Here is a 17,018-nt window from a genome sequence, read left to right as displayed (position 1 = left end):
AGATGTGTATAAGAGACAGGGTCGGCTCCCACCAGGCCTCGGGTTTCGGCTCCCACCGGGCCTGGGGTTGTTGCTTGCGCTGTTGTTCCTCGCGGGATGCGCGGCGCCACATGCGCGCCGTACCGACGTGCTGTTCTGGGACCAGCCGCAGCGCGAAGCGGCGTTCCGTGCCATGGAAACGCACTACGCGAACAACGTGGTGCGGCACGGCAAGGCGCATCCGTTACCCGCGGGCGCGCCGCTGTCGCCGCGCTTCGAAGATGGTTCGACACTCGAAAGTTACATGGCCGCCCACCATCTGGCGGGTGTCATGGTCGTCGAGGATGGACGGGTACGCCTTGAACGCTACGGCCTCGGCGCCGGTCCCGCCACTCGCTGGACATCGTTCTCCGTGGCCAAGTCGTTCACCTCCACCCTGGTTGGCGCCGCCTTGCGCGACGGTGCGATACACAGCCTCGACGACAAGGTGACACGGTACATCCCCGAACTGGCCACTGGCGCCTATCGCGACGTGACGATCCGGCAGCTGCTTTCCATGACCTCGGGCGTGCGCTGGAACGAGGATTACAGCGATCCGCATTCGGATGTGGCGATGATGTACGAAGGCGCTCGCCAGCCGGGTGTGCCCTTGCTGGTCTCGTACATGTCACGGTTGCCGAGGGAGTTCGCGTCCGGCGAACGCTGGGCTTACAAGACAGGGGAGACCGATCTGATCGGCATCCTCGTCACACGGGCGACCGGCAAGACGTTGGCGGCGTACCTCTCCGAGAAAATCTGGAAGCCCTATGGCATGGCCGCCGATGCGCTCTGGCTGAAGGACGATGTGGACGGTACGGAGGCCGGCGGTTCCGGTGTGTCCGCCACCCTGGGCGATTACGCCCGGCTGGGCCAATTCCTGCTCGACGGAGGCATGGCCGACGGCAGGGCGGTGCTCGCGGATGGCTGGCTCGACGACGCGACACGCTCGCACGCCGACATCGGCGTGAAGGGTCGTGGCTACGGCTATCAGTGGTGGACGTACGACGACGGCACCTTCGAAGGCATCGGTATCTTCGGCCAGTTGCTGCACGTGGACCCGAAGCGGCACCTCGTCATCGTGCAGTTGGCCGCGTGGCCCGTGGCGACGGACGAGGCACAGGCCAAGGCGCGAGCCGCCTTCGTGCGCGCGGTGAACCGGGCCGTGGACGACGCGCCGGACGCGTAGCGCTATCGGCTGGCCTGACGCATCGCGTGCGGAGAAGGCCTAAAATGGGTTCCCCGATCGAAAAAGGCGCCCCCATGGCCCTCTCCTGGAACGACCTCATCTGCACGCCGGACAAGGAGGCCATCGACGCGCTCGCCGAATCCTGGCGCTGGCGCATCGGCGACGCCTTCACGCCATTGCTGTTCACGGCGCTGGGCGACATGTTCTACGAAGCGGACGAAGGCGGCATCTTCTGGCTCAACACAGGTACCGCGGAAATCGAGCGCGTCGCCGAGAGCGTGCCGGGATTCAACAACCTGCTTCGCGAGGAAATCGCCGAGGACTGGCTGCTGCCGTCGTTGGTCGAAGCGCTGATCGAAGCGGGAAAAATCCGCGCGGATGGCGAGTGCTACACCTATATCACCTTGCCGGTCTTCGCCGAGGGCGAGTACACGGTCGAGAACCTGAATCCCGTGCCGGCCAAGGAGCACTTCGAACTGACGGGTTCGGTACTGCAACAGTTGCAGGACGTGCCCGACGGCACCAACGTCAAGATCGACATCACGCACTGAGCGCGGATCAGGCGAAGTAGTCGTCCTCGCACCGTTGTCGGCAGGCTCAACCGGGCGTCGCGGACGTGCAGGCCCGGGCCCGCGATTCGAGCAAGGCGCGTTCGCGTTCGTTCCGCGTCATGCGTGCCGCGCGGAGGAACGCTTCGCGGGCGTCGTCCATGCGGCCGAGGCGAAACAGGAGGTCGCCATGCACGCTGGGCAGCAGGTGATAGTCGCGTAGCGCGGGTTCCCCGATGAGCGCCTCGACGATGGGCAAGGCCGCGTCCGGTCCTTCGGACATCGACACGGCCACCGCACGGTTGAGTTCAACGACAGGCGAAGGCACCACCTCGACGAGCTCGGCGTACAACGCCGCGATGCGCGGCCAATCGGTATCGCCGGCACGCGTGGCGCGTGCATGGCAGGCCGCGATGGCGGCTTGCAGTGCGTAGGCCCCGTGCGCGCCACCCAGGCGTTCGGCGCGTTCCAGTGCGGCGAGGCCGCGGCCGATCAACAGGCGGTCCCAGCGACGGCGGTCCTGGTCGAGCAAGAGGATGGGTTGTCCATCGGGCGCGGTGCGTGCGCCGGCGCGGGATGCCTGGATTTCCATGAGCGCGACCAGTCCATGGACTTCCGCTTCCCCGGGCATCAGTTCGGCGAGGATGCGGCCCAGCCGCTGCGCTTCATCGCAGAGCGCGGGACGCATCCAGTCGCCACCGGTGGTGGCGGCGTATCCCTCGTTGAAGATCAGGTAGATAACGCGCAGCACCGAAGCGAGCCGTTCCTTCAGGGCATCGCCGCGAGGCACCTCGTAGGCCACCGCTTCATCCGCCAGGCTGCGCTTGGCCCGCACGATGCGCTGGGCGACCGTGGCCTCGGGGACGAGGAAGGCGCGTGCGATCTCGTCGGTGGTCAGGCCGCCAAGCAAGCGAAGCGTCAACGCCACGCGCGCCTCGATCGACAACGCCGGGTGGCAGGCGGTGAAGATCAACCGCAGCATGTCGTCGCCGATGTCGTCGTCGAGTGCGTCGATCAGGCGGTCGTCGTCCGACTCGAGCAGGCCTTCCATGTCCTTGCCGAGGGCTTCGAGCTTGCGGCCGGCCATGCGCTCGCGCCGGATGCGATCCACGGCACGGTGCTTCGCCGCCTGGGTCAGCCATGCACCGGGATTTCGCGGCACGCCGTCGCGCGGCCACTGCTCCAGGGCGGAAACGAGCGCGTCCTGGGCCAGTTCCTCGGCCAGGTCGAGGTCGCGCACCATGCGCGCGACCGTGGCGATCAGGCGAGGCGACTCGATCTTCCAGATCGCATCGATGGCGCGATGGGTATCGTGTTTCGTCATGGCCACGCATGACAGCATCCGCCGTCATGCGTGGCAAGCCGCGTTGCGGCAATCAGGACGCCACGGGCATCAGTTCTTCCATGCGGTAGAGCTCGCGGATTTCCAGCCGGGCATCGTCGCCGTCGGGGAACGGATAGGTTTCCGTCCAGGCGATGACTTCATCGAGGCTGTCGACACGGAGCACCCAGAAGCCGGCGACCATCTCCTTGATCTCCGCGAAGGGACCGTCGAACACCGTCGGCTTGCCCTTGCTGAAGCCGACCCGCTTGGCGTGACGGCTGGACGACAGTCCATGTCCCGCGATGAGGAATCCGGCCTCGTGCCCTGCGCGGTTGGCCTCCACCATGCGGCCCAGGATCTCGGGGCCGGGATTCCAGTCCGTTTCGCTGCGCTCGTTAGCCTTCAACATCACGACGTAACGGGATTTGGGGGAATCGGCTTCGCTGGGATCGCCGAAGCCGCCCAGGCCCCCGGGGCAACCGATCGGCCGGATATCCACCACGGCATCGCCGTGCGCATCTTCCACAGGCCAGCCTTTCACCCAGTCGACGGCTTCGTCCATCGACCCGGCCTCGATGATGCTGATGCCGGCGACCAGTTCCTTCGTTTCGGCGAAGGGGCCATCCTGTATCACGGCCTTCCTGTCCGGCCCGAAGGTGATCCGCACCCCTTCGCGGCTGGGTTTCAAGCCTTCGCCGGCGAGAAAACGGCCTTCGGCCGCGAGCGTGTCCACATAGTCGCCCATCGCCTCGATGAGTTCGCGCGTGGGACGCGCGCCGGCTTCACTATCGCTGTCCGCCTTGCGGATTATCAGGAATTGCATGGTTGGTTCCTCACGGGCTGGGCTTGTCGCCGGCGTTGATCATCCAGGGCACTCCGAACTGATCCTTGAACATGGCGAAACCGTTGGCCCAGAAGGTCTCGCCATACGGCATCTGCACGTCGCCCTTCTCCGAGAGTGCTTCGAATACCTTGCGGCCTTGTTCCACATCGGTGAAGCCCAGCGTGATGGCGACGCCCTGGATGCCGTTCCCGGAATCGTCGGGGTTGTCCGATCCCATGATCGTCTGGTCGCCGACGGTAAGGTTCACGTGCATGACCTTCTCGCCCATGGCCGCGAGCGCCTCCGGCGACTTGCCGCCGCAGCCGTCGTCGCCGGATCCTTCCTGTGGCGGCATGTCCTTGAAACGATGCAATTCGCCGATCTTGCCGCCAAGCGCCTTCTCGTAGAATCGGAAAGCCGCTTCGCAGGTGCCGTTGAAAAAGAGGTAAGGCTGGATCTTCATGACGAACTCCGTCTGTCGTGGGTCAATGATGCGAGGCGAGTTCGGCGCGCAGGCGTTCTTCCTGCGCGCGCGCTTCCGGCGTGAACTCGGCGCCGAAATCCTCCGCCTCGAAGATGCGGCGGATCTCGATCTCGGATTCGCCTTCGAATGGGTTGGGCGCGCGCTTCACCCACTCGATGGCCTCGTCGAGCGACCGCACCTGGATAAGCCAGAAGCCGGCGATGAGTTCGCGGGTTTCCGCGAAGGGACCGTCGACGACCTCGCGGCGATCGCCGGAAAAACGCACACGGGCGCCCTTGCTGCTGGGGTGGAGGCCCTCCCCGGCGAGCATGACGCCCGCCCGGACCAGTTCCTCGTTGTAGTTGCCCATGGCCGTGAGTATTTCCTCGCTCGGCATCTGGCCGGCTTCGGAAGCCTCGGTCGCCCTTACGATCACCATGAAACGCATCGCCGTTCTCCTTGCTTGGTCACCGGGAAGGACTCCCGGTGTTCATGGAGACGTCGATTGTCACCCGGCCTTATCGACAAGGGCGACCGACATTTATTCAACCCGGGGCATTCTTCCTGGGCTGAGGGGACCAGGGCGGTCCCGCGGCGGCTTCGAAGATGGCGCGAACACCGTCCTGCTCGAAGCGGATGGCGGCCTGGCCGCGCGACTGGCCGGACAGCACCCGTTCGATGAAGCGCGTGCCGAATCCGCGTCTCATGGGGGCGGCGACGGCCGGACCGCCGCGCTCCTTCCATTCCAGGCGAGCCTTGCCCGGTTCCGGCGTCTCCACGTACGTCCAGGCGATCGACACCGTGCCCGACGGCGTGGACAGCGCGCCGTACTTGGTGGCGTTGGTCAGCAGTTCGTGGATAGCCATGGCCATCGCCACGGCGGCTTCCGGGTCGAGCACGAGGGGCGGACCCTCGAACGTGATCCGGGCCTTTCCCGGGTCGTGCGGGGCGACGGCGGATTGGATCACTCCGTGCAGGGTAAGGTCGTTGCGCGAGGGGTCCAGGAGCAGGTCGTGCGCGCGTGCCAGCGCGCGCAGGCGGCTGCCAAAGGCGCTCATCGAGATGTCCAGTGGACGGTCGTCGGTGAAACTCTGCATCGCCATGGCCTGGACCACCGCGAGGACGTTCTTCATGCGATGGTTCAGGTCGTTGATCACGATGCGCTGGGCGCGTTCGGCGTCGCGATGGTTGGACACGTCCACGCAGCTGCCCCAATAGCCCGCGAACGCCCCACCGCGATGGAAAGGCGCGCCATTGTCGAGCAGCCAGCGGTACTGGCCGTCGTGCCGGCGCAGGCGATATTCCATGGAAAATGGCTTGCGCGCGTCGAACGCGTCCACATAGGTTTCGAGACAACGTTCCAGATCGTCCGGATGCACGCCCGTGGCCCAGCCGTTGCCCAGTTCCGCGGCCATGTCGCGGCCGGTGTATTCGAGCCAGGGCTTGTTGAACCAGTCGCAGAGCTTGTCCGGCCCCGATCGCCAGATCATCACGGGTGCGAAGTCGGCCAACTCACGAAATTCGTGGTCGCCCGTGGCGATCGCCCCCTCGATCAGACCCGTCGCGTCGTCGTTCATAGGTTCACGTTGTCGGCGAATGTAGCGACCATAGCGCAATGTCCGTGCCCGTTACATGCCGTTACGCGGCATGCGTGAGGCGGATCACGTCATATCGGATCGGTAAGCATTTTCAGAATCGTTCCATTGCAAAACGGTCGCATCGTTGCAAAGCGCCCGCAAAAAGCCCCGATCGTGTCCCGCGCTGTGCCAGAATTCCGTCGCAGCCGCGACACGGTTCGCGTGCAGCATTGTCATTGGGGATACGAAGTGAAGGCCGGTTCACCGTGGATGCGGGGGACGGGCCTTGCCGTATCCGCGGCACGGCGGCGACTGCGCCGTCATCTTATGGGATCGGAAGGGACACATGGATCTGCTTCGTTTCATCGCCCTGTTGCCCGCGCGCCTCATGCGTGGCCTGTTCTGGTTGCTGGGCCGGTTGTTCAGGCCCATTTTCGGCAACATGGCCTGGTCGGCACCCGGCTGGATGCCGGCGACCGCCCGGGTCGCCCGCAGCCATCCGCTGAAGTTCACCGGCAGTATCGCCGGAACCCTGCTGCTGGTCGCCGGCGGATGGTTCGGCTGGCAGTGGTGGCAGAACAGGCCCAGGCCCGCGGAACCGGACCGGGTGAGCTTCGAGGCGCCGGCGCCGGCGATCAGCGATTACGAACATGTCCCGGTGACGATCCATCCCCTTACCGTGACCTTCTCCGGCTCGGCGGCCCGGCTGGAATCGCTGGGCAAACCGGTGACCGATGGCATCGCCATGGATCCGAAACTTCCCGGCCAGTGGGCATGGGAAAACGACCGTGTACTGCGTTTCGTGCCGGCGGGCGACTGGCCGGTGGGCCGCAGGATCGATGTGAGCTTCGACAAGGCGAAAGTGTTCGCGCCGCAGGTCTTGCTGGCCGACGACCATTTCAGCTTCAGCACCGCGCCCTTCACCGCGAAGGTCGTCAACGGCGAGTTCTATCAGGATCCGCAGGACCCGACGAAGAAAAAGACGATCGTCCAGTTCGGCTTCAATTATCCCGTGGATGCGGCGCAGTTCGAGAAGCGCCTGTCGCTGGACCTGCGCAATGGCGAGGAGAAGCGCGGGTCCGCCTTGAAGTTCAGTGTCACCTACGACGAGCGCCGTCTTAACGCCTTCGTGCATTCGCAGCCGCTGCAGCTGCCCCGGGACGATGGTGCCGTGGGCGTCAAGCTGGACGATGGCGTGCGCAGCAGCCGTGGTGGGGACGGAACGCAGGAGGAACTGGCGACGTCGGTGCGCGTGCCCGGCCAGTACAGCCTGAAACTGGACGAGGTCTCGGCCACGCTGGTGGATAACGAGCGGTTCGAGCCGGAACAAGTGGTGGTGATGCGTTTCGGCGGCCCCGTGAGCGACAACGAGCTGGCCAAGCGCTTGCACGTATGGGCCGTGCCGGAAGGGGACGACAAGCACTATTCGGTCTCGCAAGTGGGCGATGCCGACCTGCGATCCTTCACCCAACTCAAGCCCGAGGTGGTGCCCACCGAGAACGACTGGTCGGAAACCCAGAGCTTCCGCTACCACGCCCAGCCAGGCCAGCGTATCTACGTGCGCGTGGACAAGGGCATGACCTCGTTCGGTGGCTACGTGATGCCCAAGGCGCGGGCCGACATGCTCACCGTTCCGGACTATCCACGCCTGCTTCGTTTCATGGCGGATGGTTCCCTGCTTTCGCTCAGCGGCGATCGCCGTGTCTCGGTGGTATCGCGCAACATCCCGGGCATGCGCGTGGAGGTCGGTCGCGTGCTGCCTGACCAGCTGCAGCACCTGGTGTCGCTCAATTCGGGCAGCTATGCGAAACCGGAGATGTACGGCTTCACTCCGGACCACATCGTGGATCGCTTCGTGAAGAAGGTTTCCTTCCCGGACGAAGGACCCGGCAAGGCGCACTACGAAGGTTTCGACCTGGGCCAGTACCTGGCCGCCGGCAAACGCGGCATTTTCCTGCTCAAGCTATCCGGCTACGACGCCAAGGCGGAGCAGGAAGCACGCGAACGTCGTGAAAAGGCCGCACGAGAGGCGGCGGCTCGCGAGGCGGGAGGGGATGCGGATAGCGCGGTGGCCGATGCCGCTGGCGAAGACGACAGCGACACCGCTCCCTACGATTGGCCGAAGGACGAGCGTCTCGTCGTCATCACCGATCTCGGCGTCATCGCCAAGAAGTCGCTCGACGGTAGCCAGGATATCTTCGTGCAATCCATCCGCAGCGGATCACCGGTGAGCGGCGCCTCCGTGGCGGTCATCGCGAAGAACGGCAGCACGCTGTTCACCCAGAACACCGGGGCGGATGGCCGCGCGCACTTCGCCAATCTCAAGGGCTTCACGCAAGAGAAGGCACCGGCCATGTACGTGGTGCGCCAGGGGGACGACCTGTCGTTCCTGCCGGTGACCTCGTATGACCGCACCCTGGACTTCTCCCGCTTCGACATCGGCGGTGAGCCGAACGCACACAGCCAGGGCCAGCTGTCGGGATACCTGTTCTCCGATCGCGGCATCTACCGGCCGGGCGACCTCTTCCATGTGGGAATGATCGTGCGTGCCAACAGCTGGACGCGAAGCGTCGCGGGCATGCCGTTGATCGCCGAGGTGGTGGACCCGCGCGGGACCACGGTGCGCCAGCAAACGGTCGCCATGGATGCCGCGGGGTTCGCCGAGCTCGATCACACCACGGCCGAAACCTCGCCGACGGGCAACTGGACGGTGAACCTGTATATCGCCAAGGACGGCAAGCCGTACTCGCAGATCGGCAGCACCACCGTCCAGGTGAAGGAATTCCAGCCGGACCGGATGAAGGTCTCGGCGGCACTTTCCACGGCGGTGGCCGAGGGCTGGGTCAAACCCGCGCAGCTGAAGGCGCTGGTCGACGTGCGGAACCTGTTCGGCACACCCGCCGCGGATCGTCGTGTCGAGGGCTCGCTTACCCTGCGCCCGGCGTTTCCCTCGTTCCCGAGCTACAAGGACTACCACTTCTACGACGTGCGCCGGGCGAAGGAAGGTTTCGAGGAGAAGCTGGCCGACGTGAAGACCGACGACAAGGGCCACGCCGAATTCGCGCTGGACCTGTCCAAGTACGCCGACGCCACCTATCAACTGTACTTCCTCGCCAAGGCCCATGAAGCGGAAGGCGGGCGCAGTGTCGCCGCGGCCACGCAGGGCATGGTGTCCTCGAACGACTGGCTCGTCGGGTATAAATCCGTCGACAACCTCGACTACGTGAGCCGCGATGCGAAGCGAAGCGTCAACCTCGTGGCGATCGACCCGACTGCGAAGCGCATGGACCTGCCAGGGCTGAAGCAGGCGATCGTGGAGACGCGTTACGTTTCCGTGCTCACGAAGCAGGATTCGGGCGTCTTCAAGTATGAATCGAAGGCGCGCGAATCGACGTTGTCGGAAACCCCCTTGGTCATCCCCACGGCCGGGATCGACGTGGCGCTGCCGACGAACAAGCCGGGCAATTTCGCCCTGGTGGTGAAGGATGCCAGCGGCAAGGAAGTCAATCGCGTGGCGTGGTCGGTCGCCGGCGAGGGCAATGTCTCCCGGTCGTTGGAACGCAACGCTGAACTGCAGCTCACGTTGTCCAAGACCGACTACGCGCAGGGCGAGGCGGTGGACATCGCCATTCGCGCTCCCTATGCCGGTAGCGGCCTCATCACCATCGAGCGCGACAAGGTCTACGCACACACCTGGTTCCACGCCGACACCACGAGCACGGTGCAGCACATCACCGTGCCCGCGGACTTCGAAGGCAACGGCTACATCAACGTGCAATACGTCCGTGATCCTTCGTCGGACGAGATATTCATGAGTCCGCTGTCGTTCGGCGTGGTGCCGTTCTCGGTGAACATGGACGCGCGCCGCAATGGCATCACCGTGGAGGCCCCGGCCCTGGTGAAGCCAGGCGATACCGTGACCTTCCACGTCACCTCGCCCCATCCGACACGCGCCGTGGTCTTCGCGGTGGACGAAGGCATCCTGCAAGTGGCTCGTTACAAGCTTGGTGACCCGCTGCAGTACTTCTTCCGCAAGCGCATGCTCGAAGTGTCCACCTCGCAGATCCTCGATCTCATCATTCCCGACTTCCAGAAACTGATGGCGATGGCCGCGCCGGGTGGCGATGCCGATGGCGCGATCGGCCGCCAATTGAACCCGTTCCGGCGCAAGCGGGACAAGCCGGTGGCGTACTGGTCGGGCATCGTCGACATCGACGGCTCGCGCGACCTGGCCTACAAGGTGCCCGACTACTTCAACGGCAAGCTGCGGGTCATGGCGATCAGCGTGTCGCCGGACCGCATCGGCACGTTCGAAGGTGCCACCACGGTCCGCGGCGACTTCGTCCTGTCACCGAACGTGCCCACCACGCTCGCCCCGGGCGACGAGGCGGAAATCAGCGTTGGCGTGGCGAACAACCTGACCGGCCTGGGCGGGAAGGAAGTGCCTATCGCGGTCGGCCTCAAGCTGGGCCCGCAGTTGCAGATCGTGGGTGACGCGACCAGGACGTTGAACCTTGGCGAGATGCGCGAGGGCGTGGCGATTTTCCGCGTGCGCGCGACGGACAAGCTGGGCTCGGGCAACCTGGGCTTCACGGCGTCCTATAACGGCAAGTCCGCGAAGCAGGGCGTCGACCTGTCGGTGCGTCCCGCATCGCCCATGCGCACGGATCTCGCCTTTGGCCATGTCGATGCGCACTCGCGTGGCGATGTGACCGGCTTGCGCGACATGCACGATGAGTACGCCAAGCGCGACGTGGCCTTCTCCACCGTGCCGGTCGTGCTGGCGCGCGGACTTGCCGCGTATCTCGTGGACTTCCCGCACTACTGCACCGAACAGGTGATCAGCGCGGCGATGCCCGCCCTGATCCTCGGGCAGCGCCCCGAGTTCGGCGACGTGAAGCCTGCCCGGATGTCCGGTGATGCGCCGCCCCCGTCCGACCCGGTCGCCGCCTTGTTCGATACCTTGCGCGCGAGGCAAAACGGCCAAGGCGGATTCGGCCTGTGGACGGCGACGCCGGATACGCACACCTTCGCCACCGACTACGCCGTGCATTACCTCGTCGAGGCGAGCGATCGTGGCGTGACCGTGCCGCGCGACATGCTGGCCTCGGCCGACGAGGCTCTCCGCCAGATCGCGGCCAACGACAGCGGCGATTCGTTGGTGGAGATGCGCCAGCGGGCATACGCCATCTACCTGCTGACACGGCAGGGCAATGTCACCACGAACGACCTCGCTTCCCTGCAGCGCCGCCTGCAGGAAGTGCATGCGAACGAGTGGAAGAACGACCTCGCCGCCGCGTGGCTGGCGGCTTCGTACAAGCTGCTCCACCAGGATCGCCTGGCCAGCGACCTGATCGCCGGGCCGCGCAAGATCCTGGTGCGCAAGCCCACGGACGAGCCGTACATCTACGGCGACTATTACGATGCGCCCATTCGCGACGCCACGGTGCTCTACCTGCTGTCGAAGCACTTTCCCGATCTGGCGAAAGCCCTGCCCCCGGAGACCGTCGAGAACCTGGTCCGTCCTTTGGGCAGCGGGCACTACAACACCCTCTCCTCGGCGATGATCATCCTCGCGTTGGACGCGTGGGCGAAGGATGCGGGCGATCTTGCCGGGCTTTCGATCGGTTCGGTGGCGGCGAACGGTACGGTCACGTCGATCGGCGCGCCCAAGGGGTCGATCCTCGATGGGCATTGGCCCGCCGGCACGCAACGTCTCCGGCTGGTCAACGACGCGGACTCCACCGGTTGGTACGGCGTGGCGCAGACCGGCTTCGACCGCAAGCCGGCCAGCGATACGCGCAAGGATGGCCTGGAGATCACCCGCGGTTATACGGACACCAAGGGCAAGCCGGTGGACAGCGTGAGTACCGGCGACGAGATCGACGTGCACTTGCGCATCCGCGCGACGAAGGACGAAGGCGTCGACAACGTCGCGATCGTCGACCTGCTGCCCGGCGGATTCGAGCCCGTGCTCGACACGGCGGCACCGTCGGAGGCGTCAACGGCTTCTTCCGACGAGACGGCGCCGGCGGAGGAGGGGACCGAAGGGGACGAACCCGTCCAGGGCGAGGGTGTTGGCGAGGGCGACGAGGCGCCGGCATGGCGCTCGCCGATCGGCAACCCGGAATCCACCTGGAAACCCGAGTACGCCGATGTCCGCGAAGATCGCGTGGTCGTCTACGGTTACGCCAGCCGTGACGTGCAGGAGTTCGTCTACCGGATCAAGGCGACCAACGCAGGCAAGTTCGTCATACCCCCGGCCCTGGTCGAATCGCTCTATGACCGCGGCGTGCAGGCACGCGCTCCTGGTGGCGGCGCGATGACGGTGGAGCGGAAGCCATAAAGGTTGGGGCTTTCCGCTTCCATCGCGTCAAGTGGCACAACGCCCTCGTGGCGTTGCTGCTGCTCCTGGTCGTGCCGGTCGGGCTGCGCCTGTGGCCGCACGAGGATCTACGCGCGTGGTTTCCCTCGTCCACGGCCGTGTACGACACCGGCGGCCGGCTGCTGCGGCTGACATTGGCGAGCGACCAGCGGTACCGGTTGTGGGTGCCGCTGGAGGATGTTTCACCGGCGCTCGTCGACGCCGTCCTCCTGCACGAGGACCGCTGGTTCCGCTGGCATCCCGGGGTCAGTGCCTGGGGCCTCATGCGCGGCGCGTGGATGACCTACGTGCGGCGTGGAAATGCACAGGGCGGGTCCACGATCACGATGCAGCTCGCCAGGCTGATGTGGCGCCTGGACACGCGCACCCCGGGCGGGAAACTGGTGCAGGTGGTCCGTGCGGTACAACTGGAGTTGCTGTATTCCAAGCACGATATCCTCGAGGCATACCTCAACGCCGCGCCATACGGCCGCAACGTCGAAGGCGTCGGCGCGGCCAGCCTCGCCTACTTCGGCAAGGCGCCCGCGCGGCTGAGCCTGCCCGAGGCACTCACCCTGGCCGTCATTCCGCAGGAGCCGTCGCGGGGGCTTCCGGGCCATGTCGACGGCGGCGCCGTGATCGGCAAGGGCCTCAAGCTATCGCGCGACCGTCTGTTCTCGCGTTGGGTCGTGAAGCACCCCGACGACGCTAGCGTGCGGCCACTGTTCGATCTTCCTCTCCGCCTGCGTCCGCTGTCGCAGCTGCCGTTCGAAGCGCCGCACTTCGTGGAGCAGGTGCTTGCCGAACGCCGGCTGGACGGCGGCAGCGACATGCGCGTCGCGACGACGCTCGACCTCGGCCTTCAGCACAGCCTGGAGCGCCAGGTGCGCCAATACGTCGAGCGCAGCGGCGATCGCGGTATCCGGAACGCGGCTGCGATCCTGGTCGACACGCGCGACATGGGCGTCAAGGCGATGGTCGGGTCCGCCGACTATTTCGATGCGTCGATCCAGGGCCAGGTCAACGGCACGTTGGCGAAACGCTCCCCCGGTTCCACGCTGAAACCCTTCATCTATGCACTGGGTTTCGACCAGGGCGTGCTCCATCCGGAGACCGTGCTGCGCGATGTGCCTTCCGCCTTCGGTCCGTATACGCCGGAGAACTTCGACGGCCATTTCCTGGGTCCGGTGACGGCGACCCAGGCGCTGGTCAGGAGTCGCAACATCCCGGCGGTGCAGGTGGCGGCCAAACTCGCCAATCCCAATCTCTACCAGTTCCTTCGGGACGCCGGTGTCTCGCGCATGGCCACCGAACAGCACTACGGGCTGGCCCTCGTGCTGGGTGGCGGTGAAGTGACGATGCAGGAGCTTTCCAGCCTCTACGCGATGCTGGCCAACCGGGGTGAACTGCGGCCGCTGCGCCTGCTCGCCGCGCAACCGAAGAGCGGCGGTACGCGCCTCCTCAGCGAGGAGGCGAGCTTCATGGTCATGGACATGCTCAGGCAGAATCCGCGTCCCGACGACGCGGTGGCCGCGCAACCCTCGCGTCTTCCGATTTACTGGAAAACCGGCACCTCGTGGAGTTTTCGCGACGCGTGGACCGCCGGCAGCTTCGGTCCCTACGTGCTTGTCGTGTGGATCGGCAACTTCGATGGGGCGGGAAACCCGGCCTTCGTCGGCGTGGATGCCGCGGCACCGTTGTTCTTCCGCATCGCCGACGCGCTGCGTGCCGAACGCCCGGGACTGGCCGAGCCGATCCGGCGCAATCCGCCGAACCTCCGCCGTGTGCCGGTTTGCCTTGCGAGCGGTGACCTGCCGAACGCGTGGTGCCCGCAGGTTGGCAGCACCTGGTTCATTCCCGGCAAGTCACCGATCAAGGTGAGCAACGTGCATCGCCCCGTGGTGATCGATACGGCGACGGGCAAGCCGGCATGTCCTCCCTACGATCCCGGCACGACGCGCACGGAGGTCTACGAGTACTGGCCATCCGACCTTGCTCGCGTCTTCGCCCAGGCTGGCATGCCGCGAAGGACGCCGCCGGCCTTGCCGGATTGTCAGGGCGGCGGCCAGCCGGCGGGCGATCCACCGAAGATCACATCGCCCCTGAAAGGCAGCACGTACCAGATTCGCGTGTCCCGGCTAGGCAGCGAGCGCGTCGCCTTCTCCGCCACGACCGACGCCGGTACGCGCATGCTCTACTGGTTCGTCGACGACGCCTATCTCGGCAGCGTGCCCAGTGGCCAGGTTCTGATGTGGGCACCGGAACGCACGGGCCGCTTCCTCGTTCGCGTGGTGGATGACCAGGGCCGCACGGATTCACGCGGGTTGGACGTGGGCGCGCTCGAATAGCCGTAGACGCGCCGCACACGGGACAGATACATGCCTAGGCCTTAAATGCCGGGCATGTCATCCATAGAAGGAACGGTTCCCATGGACGTCGCAGCCCATCGGACACAGGCCACCCATCCCAAGGCGGCCATCGTCACGACATGCGTACTTGCCGCGTTGGCGGGCCTGATGTTCGGCCTCGATATCGGCGTGATCTCCGGTGCCACCCAGTTCATCCAGTCCGACTTCAAGGTGTCCGACCGGACCATCGAATGGATCGTCAGCGCCATGATGGCCGGTGCGGCCGTCGGTGCGCTTGGCGCCGGATGGATGTCCGCCGTGCTGGGGCGGAAGCGATCCCTGATCCTCGCCGGCGTGCTGTTCATCGCCGGGTCCTTGTTCTGTGCGGTGGCGGGATCGGCAACGATCCTCATCGTGGCACGCTTCGTCCTTGGCCTGGCGATCGGCGTGGCGACGTTCACCGCGCCGCTCTACCTGGCCGAGGTCGCGCCGGAAAAGATCCGTGGCGCGATGATCTCCACCTACCAGTTGATGATCACCACGGGCATCCTGCTGGCCTTCCTCTCCGATACCGCCTTCAGTTCGACCGGCAACTGGCGCTGGATGCTCGGCATCATCGCCGCGCCGGGCGTGCTCTTCCTGCTCGGCCTGTTCTATCTGCCCGACAGTCCCCGCTGGCTGTTGATGCGTGGCCGGCGTGAGGACGCGGAAACCGTTCTCGTGAAGCTGCGCGGCGACGAGGCCGTCGTCAGGAAAGAGATGGAAGACATCGACGAGCAGTTGAAGACGCGGCAGCATGGCTTCAGCATGTTCAAGGAGAACCCGAACTTCCGCCGCTCCGTCGGACTTGGCGTGTTGTTGCAGGCGATGCAGCAATTCACTGGCATGAACGTGGTGATGTACTACGCGCCGCGCATATTCAAGGACATGGGTTACGACACGCAGGCCCAGATGTGGTTCACCGCCGTGGTGGGCCTCACGAACGTGCTCGCCACCCTGATCGCATTCGCCTTCGTCGACCGCCTCGGCCGGAAGCCTATCCTCTACGCGGGTTTCACGATCATGGCCATCGGACTGGGCATCGTCGGCACGATGCTCGGCCTCGGCGTGAACTCGCGCGGCGAGCAGTACTTCACCGTGGCGATGCTGCTTCTTTTCATCGTGGGCTTCGCGATGTCGGCGGGTCCGCTCATCTGGACGCTGTGCTCCGAGGTACAACCGCTGAAAGGCCGCGACTTCGGCATCGCCTGCTCTACCTTCACCAACTGGGTGACCAACATGATCGTGGGGGCGACGTTTCTCACCCTCCTGAGTGGCATCGGCAACGCGCAGACCTTCTGGCTTTATGCGGCGCTCAACGCGTTGTTCATCGGCATCACGTTCTGGCTGGTACCTGAAACGAAGAACGTGACGCTCGAGCAGATCGAGAGGAACCTGATGAGCGGGAAGCCACTGCGCAAGATCGGTCAATAGCTCGCGAGGACCGCGGTCTGTCACTGCCATAGCATGAGCCGGGGGCCTTCGTCATGAGAACTGAGCCCGTCTCGCCAAGGCGTGAGCCTCGTCGAAGTTCGGAAACAAACACGAATTTTTGAGGATTTTTCCATATGGATCCTCAGCGCGTTCCTACACACTTTCCTTAGCGCTCGCGTTTGTCGAGCTCGGCTGCGTGATGCGCGGGGATGACCCCGTGTCTCCCCAGGCCGACGGCTCCGAGGGAGTCGTTGCTCAGAACTCAAGAAAAGAAAGGTTAATTGGATGAACCTCAAGGTTATGACTTCCGCCCTGCTTATCGCGGGCCTGGCGGCCCCGTCCGCTTTCGCGGTCGATGGTGGCACGATCACGTTCGACGGCTCGATCACCAACGTGACCTGCTCGATCAGCGGTGGCGACCCGGGTAATGGACCCGATTTCACCGTGCAGATGCAGGGCGTGAGCGCAGGCAACTTTGCCAACGTGGGCGACGTCGCCGGCAAGACCGGGTTCCGTATCTATGTCGGTAAAGACGGAGAAACCAGCTGCACGAATGGCACGAAGGTATGGGCAGCGTTCGAGCCCGGTACCACGGTCGATCCGAACACGGGCGCCCTCATCGTGTCGGGCGGCGCCACCGGCGTTCAGATCCGTCTCTTCGACAAGCTGGACAACCCGATCGATATCGACGGCAACAACCAGGGAGCGGTGCAGGAAACGGTCACCGACAACCAGGCGATCCTCGTCTATGCGTCCGCATACCAGCGCACGGCCGCAGTCGTCGCGGGTGAGGCGGACAGTTCCGTGGTGTATGGCGTTCGCTTCGAGCCGTAAGTCACCCGGCGGTAACTAGATAACCGCTTGTTGCAAGGAGCGGTGGGGGGGGGGGGGGGG

The 17,018-nt window shown here is 65.2% G+C and carries 11 protein-coding genes; 6 read left to right on the top strand and 5 right to left on the bottom strand.

Going from position 1 to position 17,018, the window contains the following annotated elements:
• Together ACR9ZJ_RS15085 and ACR9ZJ_RS15080 are read left to right on the top strand one after the other, a co-directional pair.
• A partial coding sequence (locus ACR9ZJ_RS15085; protein ID WP_481288199.1) for a serine hydrolase domain-containing protein occupies positions 1-1,204 on the top strand: 1,204 nt, incomplete at its 5' end.
• Between the two features lie 74 nt (positions 1,205-1,278).
• The gene (locus tag ACR9ZJ_RS15080; RefSeq protein ID WP_481281934.1) at positions 1,279-1,755 is read left to right on the top strand and encodes a T6SS immunity protein Tdi1 domain-containing protein; all 477 of its coding nucleotides are present in this window, start codon (positions 1,279-1,281) and stop codon (positions 1,753-1,755) included.
• A 46-nt stretch (positions 1,756-1,801) separates the two neighbouring features.
• Here the strand turns inward: ACR9ZJ_RS15080 and ACR9ZJ_RS15075 are convergent, their stop codons facing one another.
• The 5 genes from ACR9ZJ_RS15075 to ACR9ZJ_RS15055 all read right to left on the bottom strand — a co-directional run bounded on the left by ACR9ZJ_RS15075 (position 1,802) and on the right by ACR9ZJ_RS15055 (position 5,939).
• Positions 1,802-3,076 carry an RNA polymerase sigma factor gene (locus tag ACR9ZJ_RS15075; RefSeq protein WP_481281931.1) on the bottom strand — a complete coding sequence of 425 codons (1,275 nt, stop codon included), beginning with the start codon at positions 3,074-3,076 and terminating at the stop codon, positions 1,802-1,804.
• 52 nt (positions 3,077-3,128) lie between these two features.
• Positions 3,129-3,899 (bottom strand): YciI family protein, encoded by a 771-nt coding sequence (locus ACR9ZJ_RS15070; protein WP_481288198.1) that lies wholly within the window; start codon positions 3,897-3,899, stop codon positions 3,129-3,131.
• A 10-nt stretch (positions 3,900-3,909) separates the two neighbouring features.
• A complete protein-coding gene (locus tag ACR9ZJ_RS15065; protein WP_481281929.1) occupies positions 3,910-4,362 on the bottom strand; it encodes a VOC family protein in 453 nt (150 codons plus the stop codon).
• Positions 4,363-4,384: 22 nt separating this feature from the next.
• A complete protein-coding gene (locus tag ACR9ZJ_RS15060) occupies positions 4,385-4,810 on the bottom strand; it encodes a YciI family protein (RefSeq protein WP_481281928.1) in 426 nt (141 codons plus the stop codon).
• A 97-nt stretch (positions 4,811-4,907) separates the two neighbouring features.
• Positions 4,908-5,939 carry a sensor histidine kinase gene (locus tag ACR9ZJ_RS15055; protein ID WP_481281927.1) on the bottom strand — a complete coding sequence of 344 codons (1,032 nt, stop codon included), beginning with the start codon at positions 5,937-5,939 and terminating at the stop codon, positions 4,908-4,910.
• Positions 5,940-6,285: 346 nt separating this feature from the next.
• On the opposite strand from ACR9ZJ_RS15055, the gene ACR9ZJ_RS15050 reads away from it, so the two are divergent.
• The 4 genes from ACR9ZJ_RS15050 (at position 6,286) to ACR9ZJ_RS15035 (ending at position 16,958) form a co-directional block, all read left to right on the top strand.
• Positions 6,286-12,285, top strand: a complete 6,000-nt coding sequence (locus ACR9ZJ_RS15050) for an alpha-2-macroglobulin (protein ID WP_481288197.1) — start codon at positions 6,286-6,288, stop codon at positions 12,283-12,285.
• A gap of 47 nt (positions 12,286-12,332) precedes the next feature.
• Positions 12,333-14,651 carry a penicillin-binding protein 1C gene (gene pbpC, locus ACR9ZJ_RS15045; protein WP_481288196.1) on the top strand — a complete coding sequence of 773 codons (2,319 nt, stop codon included), beginning with the start codon at positions 12,333-12,335 and terminating at the stop codon, positions 14,649-14,651.
• Positions 14,652-14,732: 81 nt separating this feature from the next.
• Positions 14,733-16,124 carry a sugar porter family MFS transporter gene (locus ACR9ZJ_RS15040; RefSeq protein WP_481288195.1) on the top strand — a complete coding sequence of 464 codons (1,392 nt, stop codon included), beginning with the start codon at positions 14,733-14,735 and terminating at the stop codon, positions 16,122-16,124.
• A gap of 285 nt (positions 16,125-16,409) precedes the next feature.
• On the top strand, positions 16,410-16,958 hold the full coding sequence (locus tag ACR9ZJ_RS15035; protein WP_481288194.1) for a fimbrial protein: 549 nt from the start codon (positions 16,410-16,412) through the stop codon (positions 16,956-16,958).
• Positions 16,959-17,018: the final 60 nt, after the last annotated feature.

The organism is Luteibacter sp. KNZ12-1A, assembly GCF_056755675.1.
Note: the sequence above shows the minus strand (reverse complement) of the source record. Positions and strands in the feature narration are given on the sequence as shown.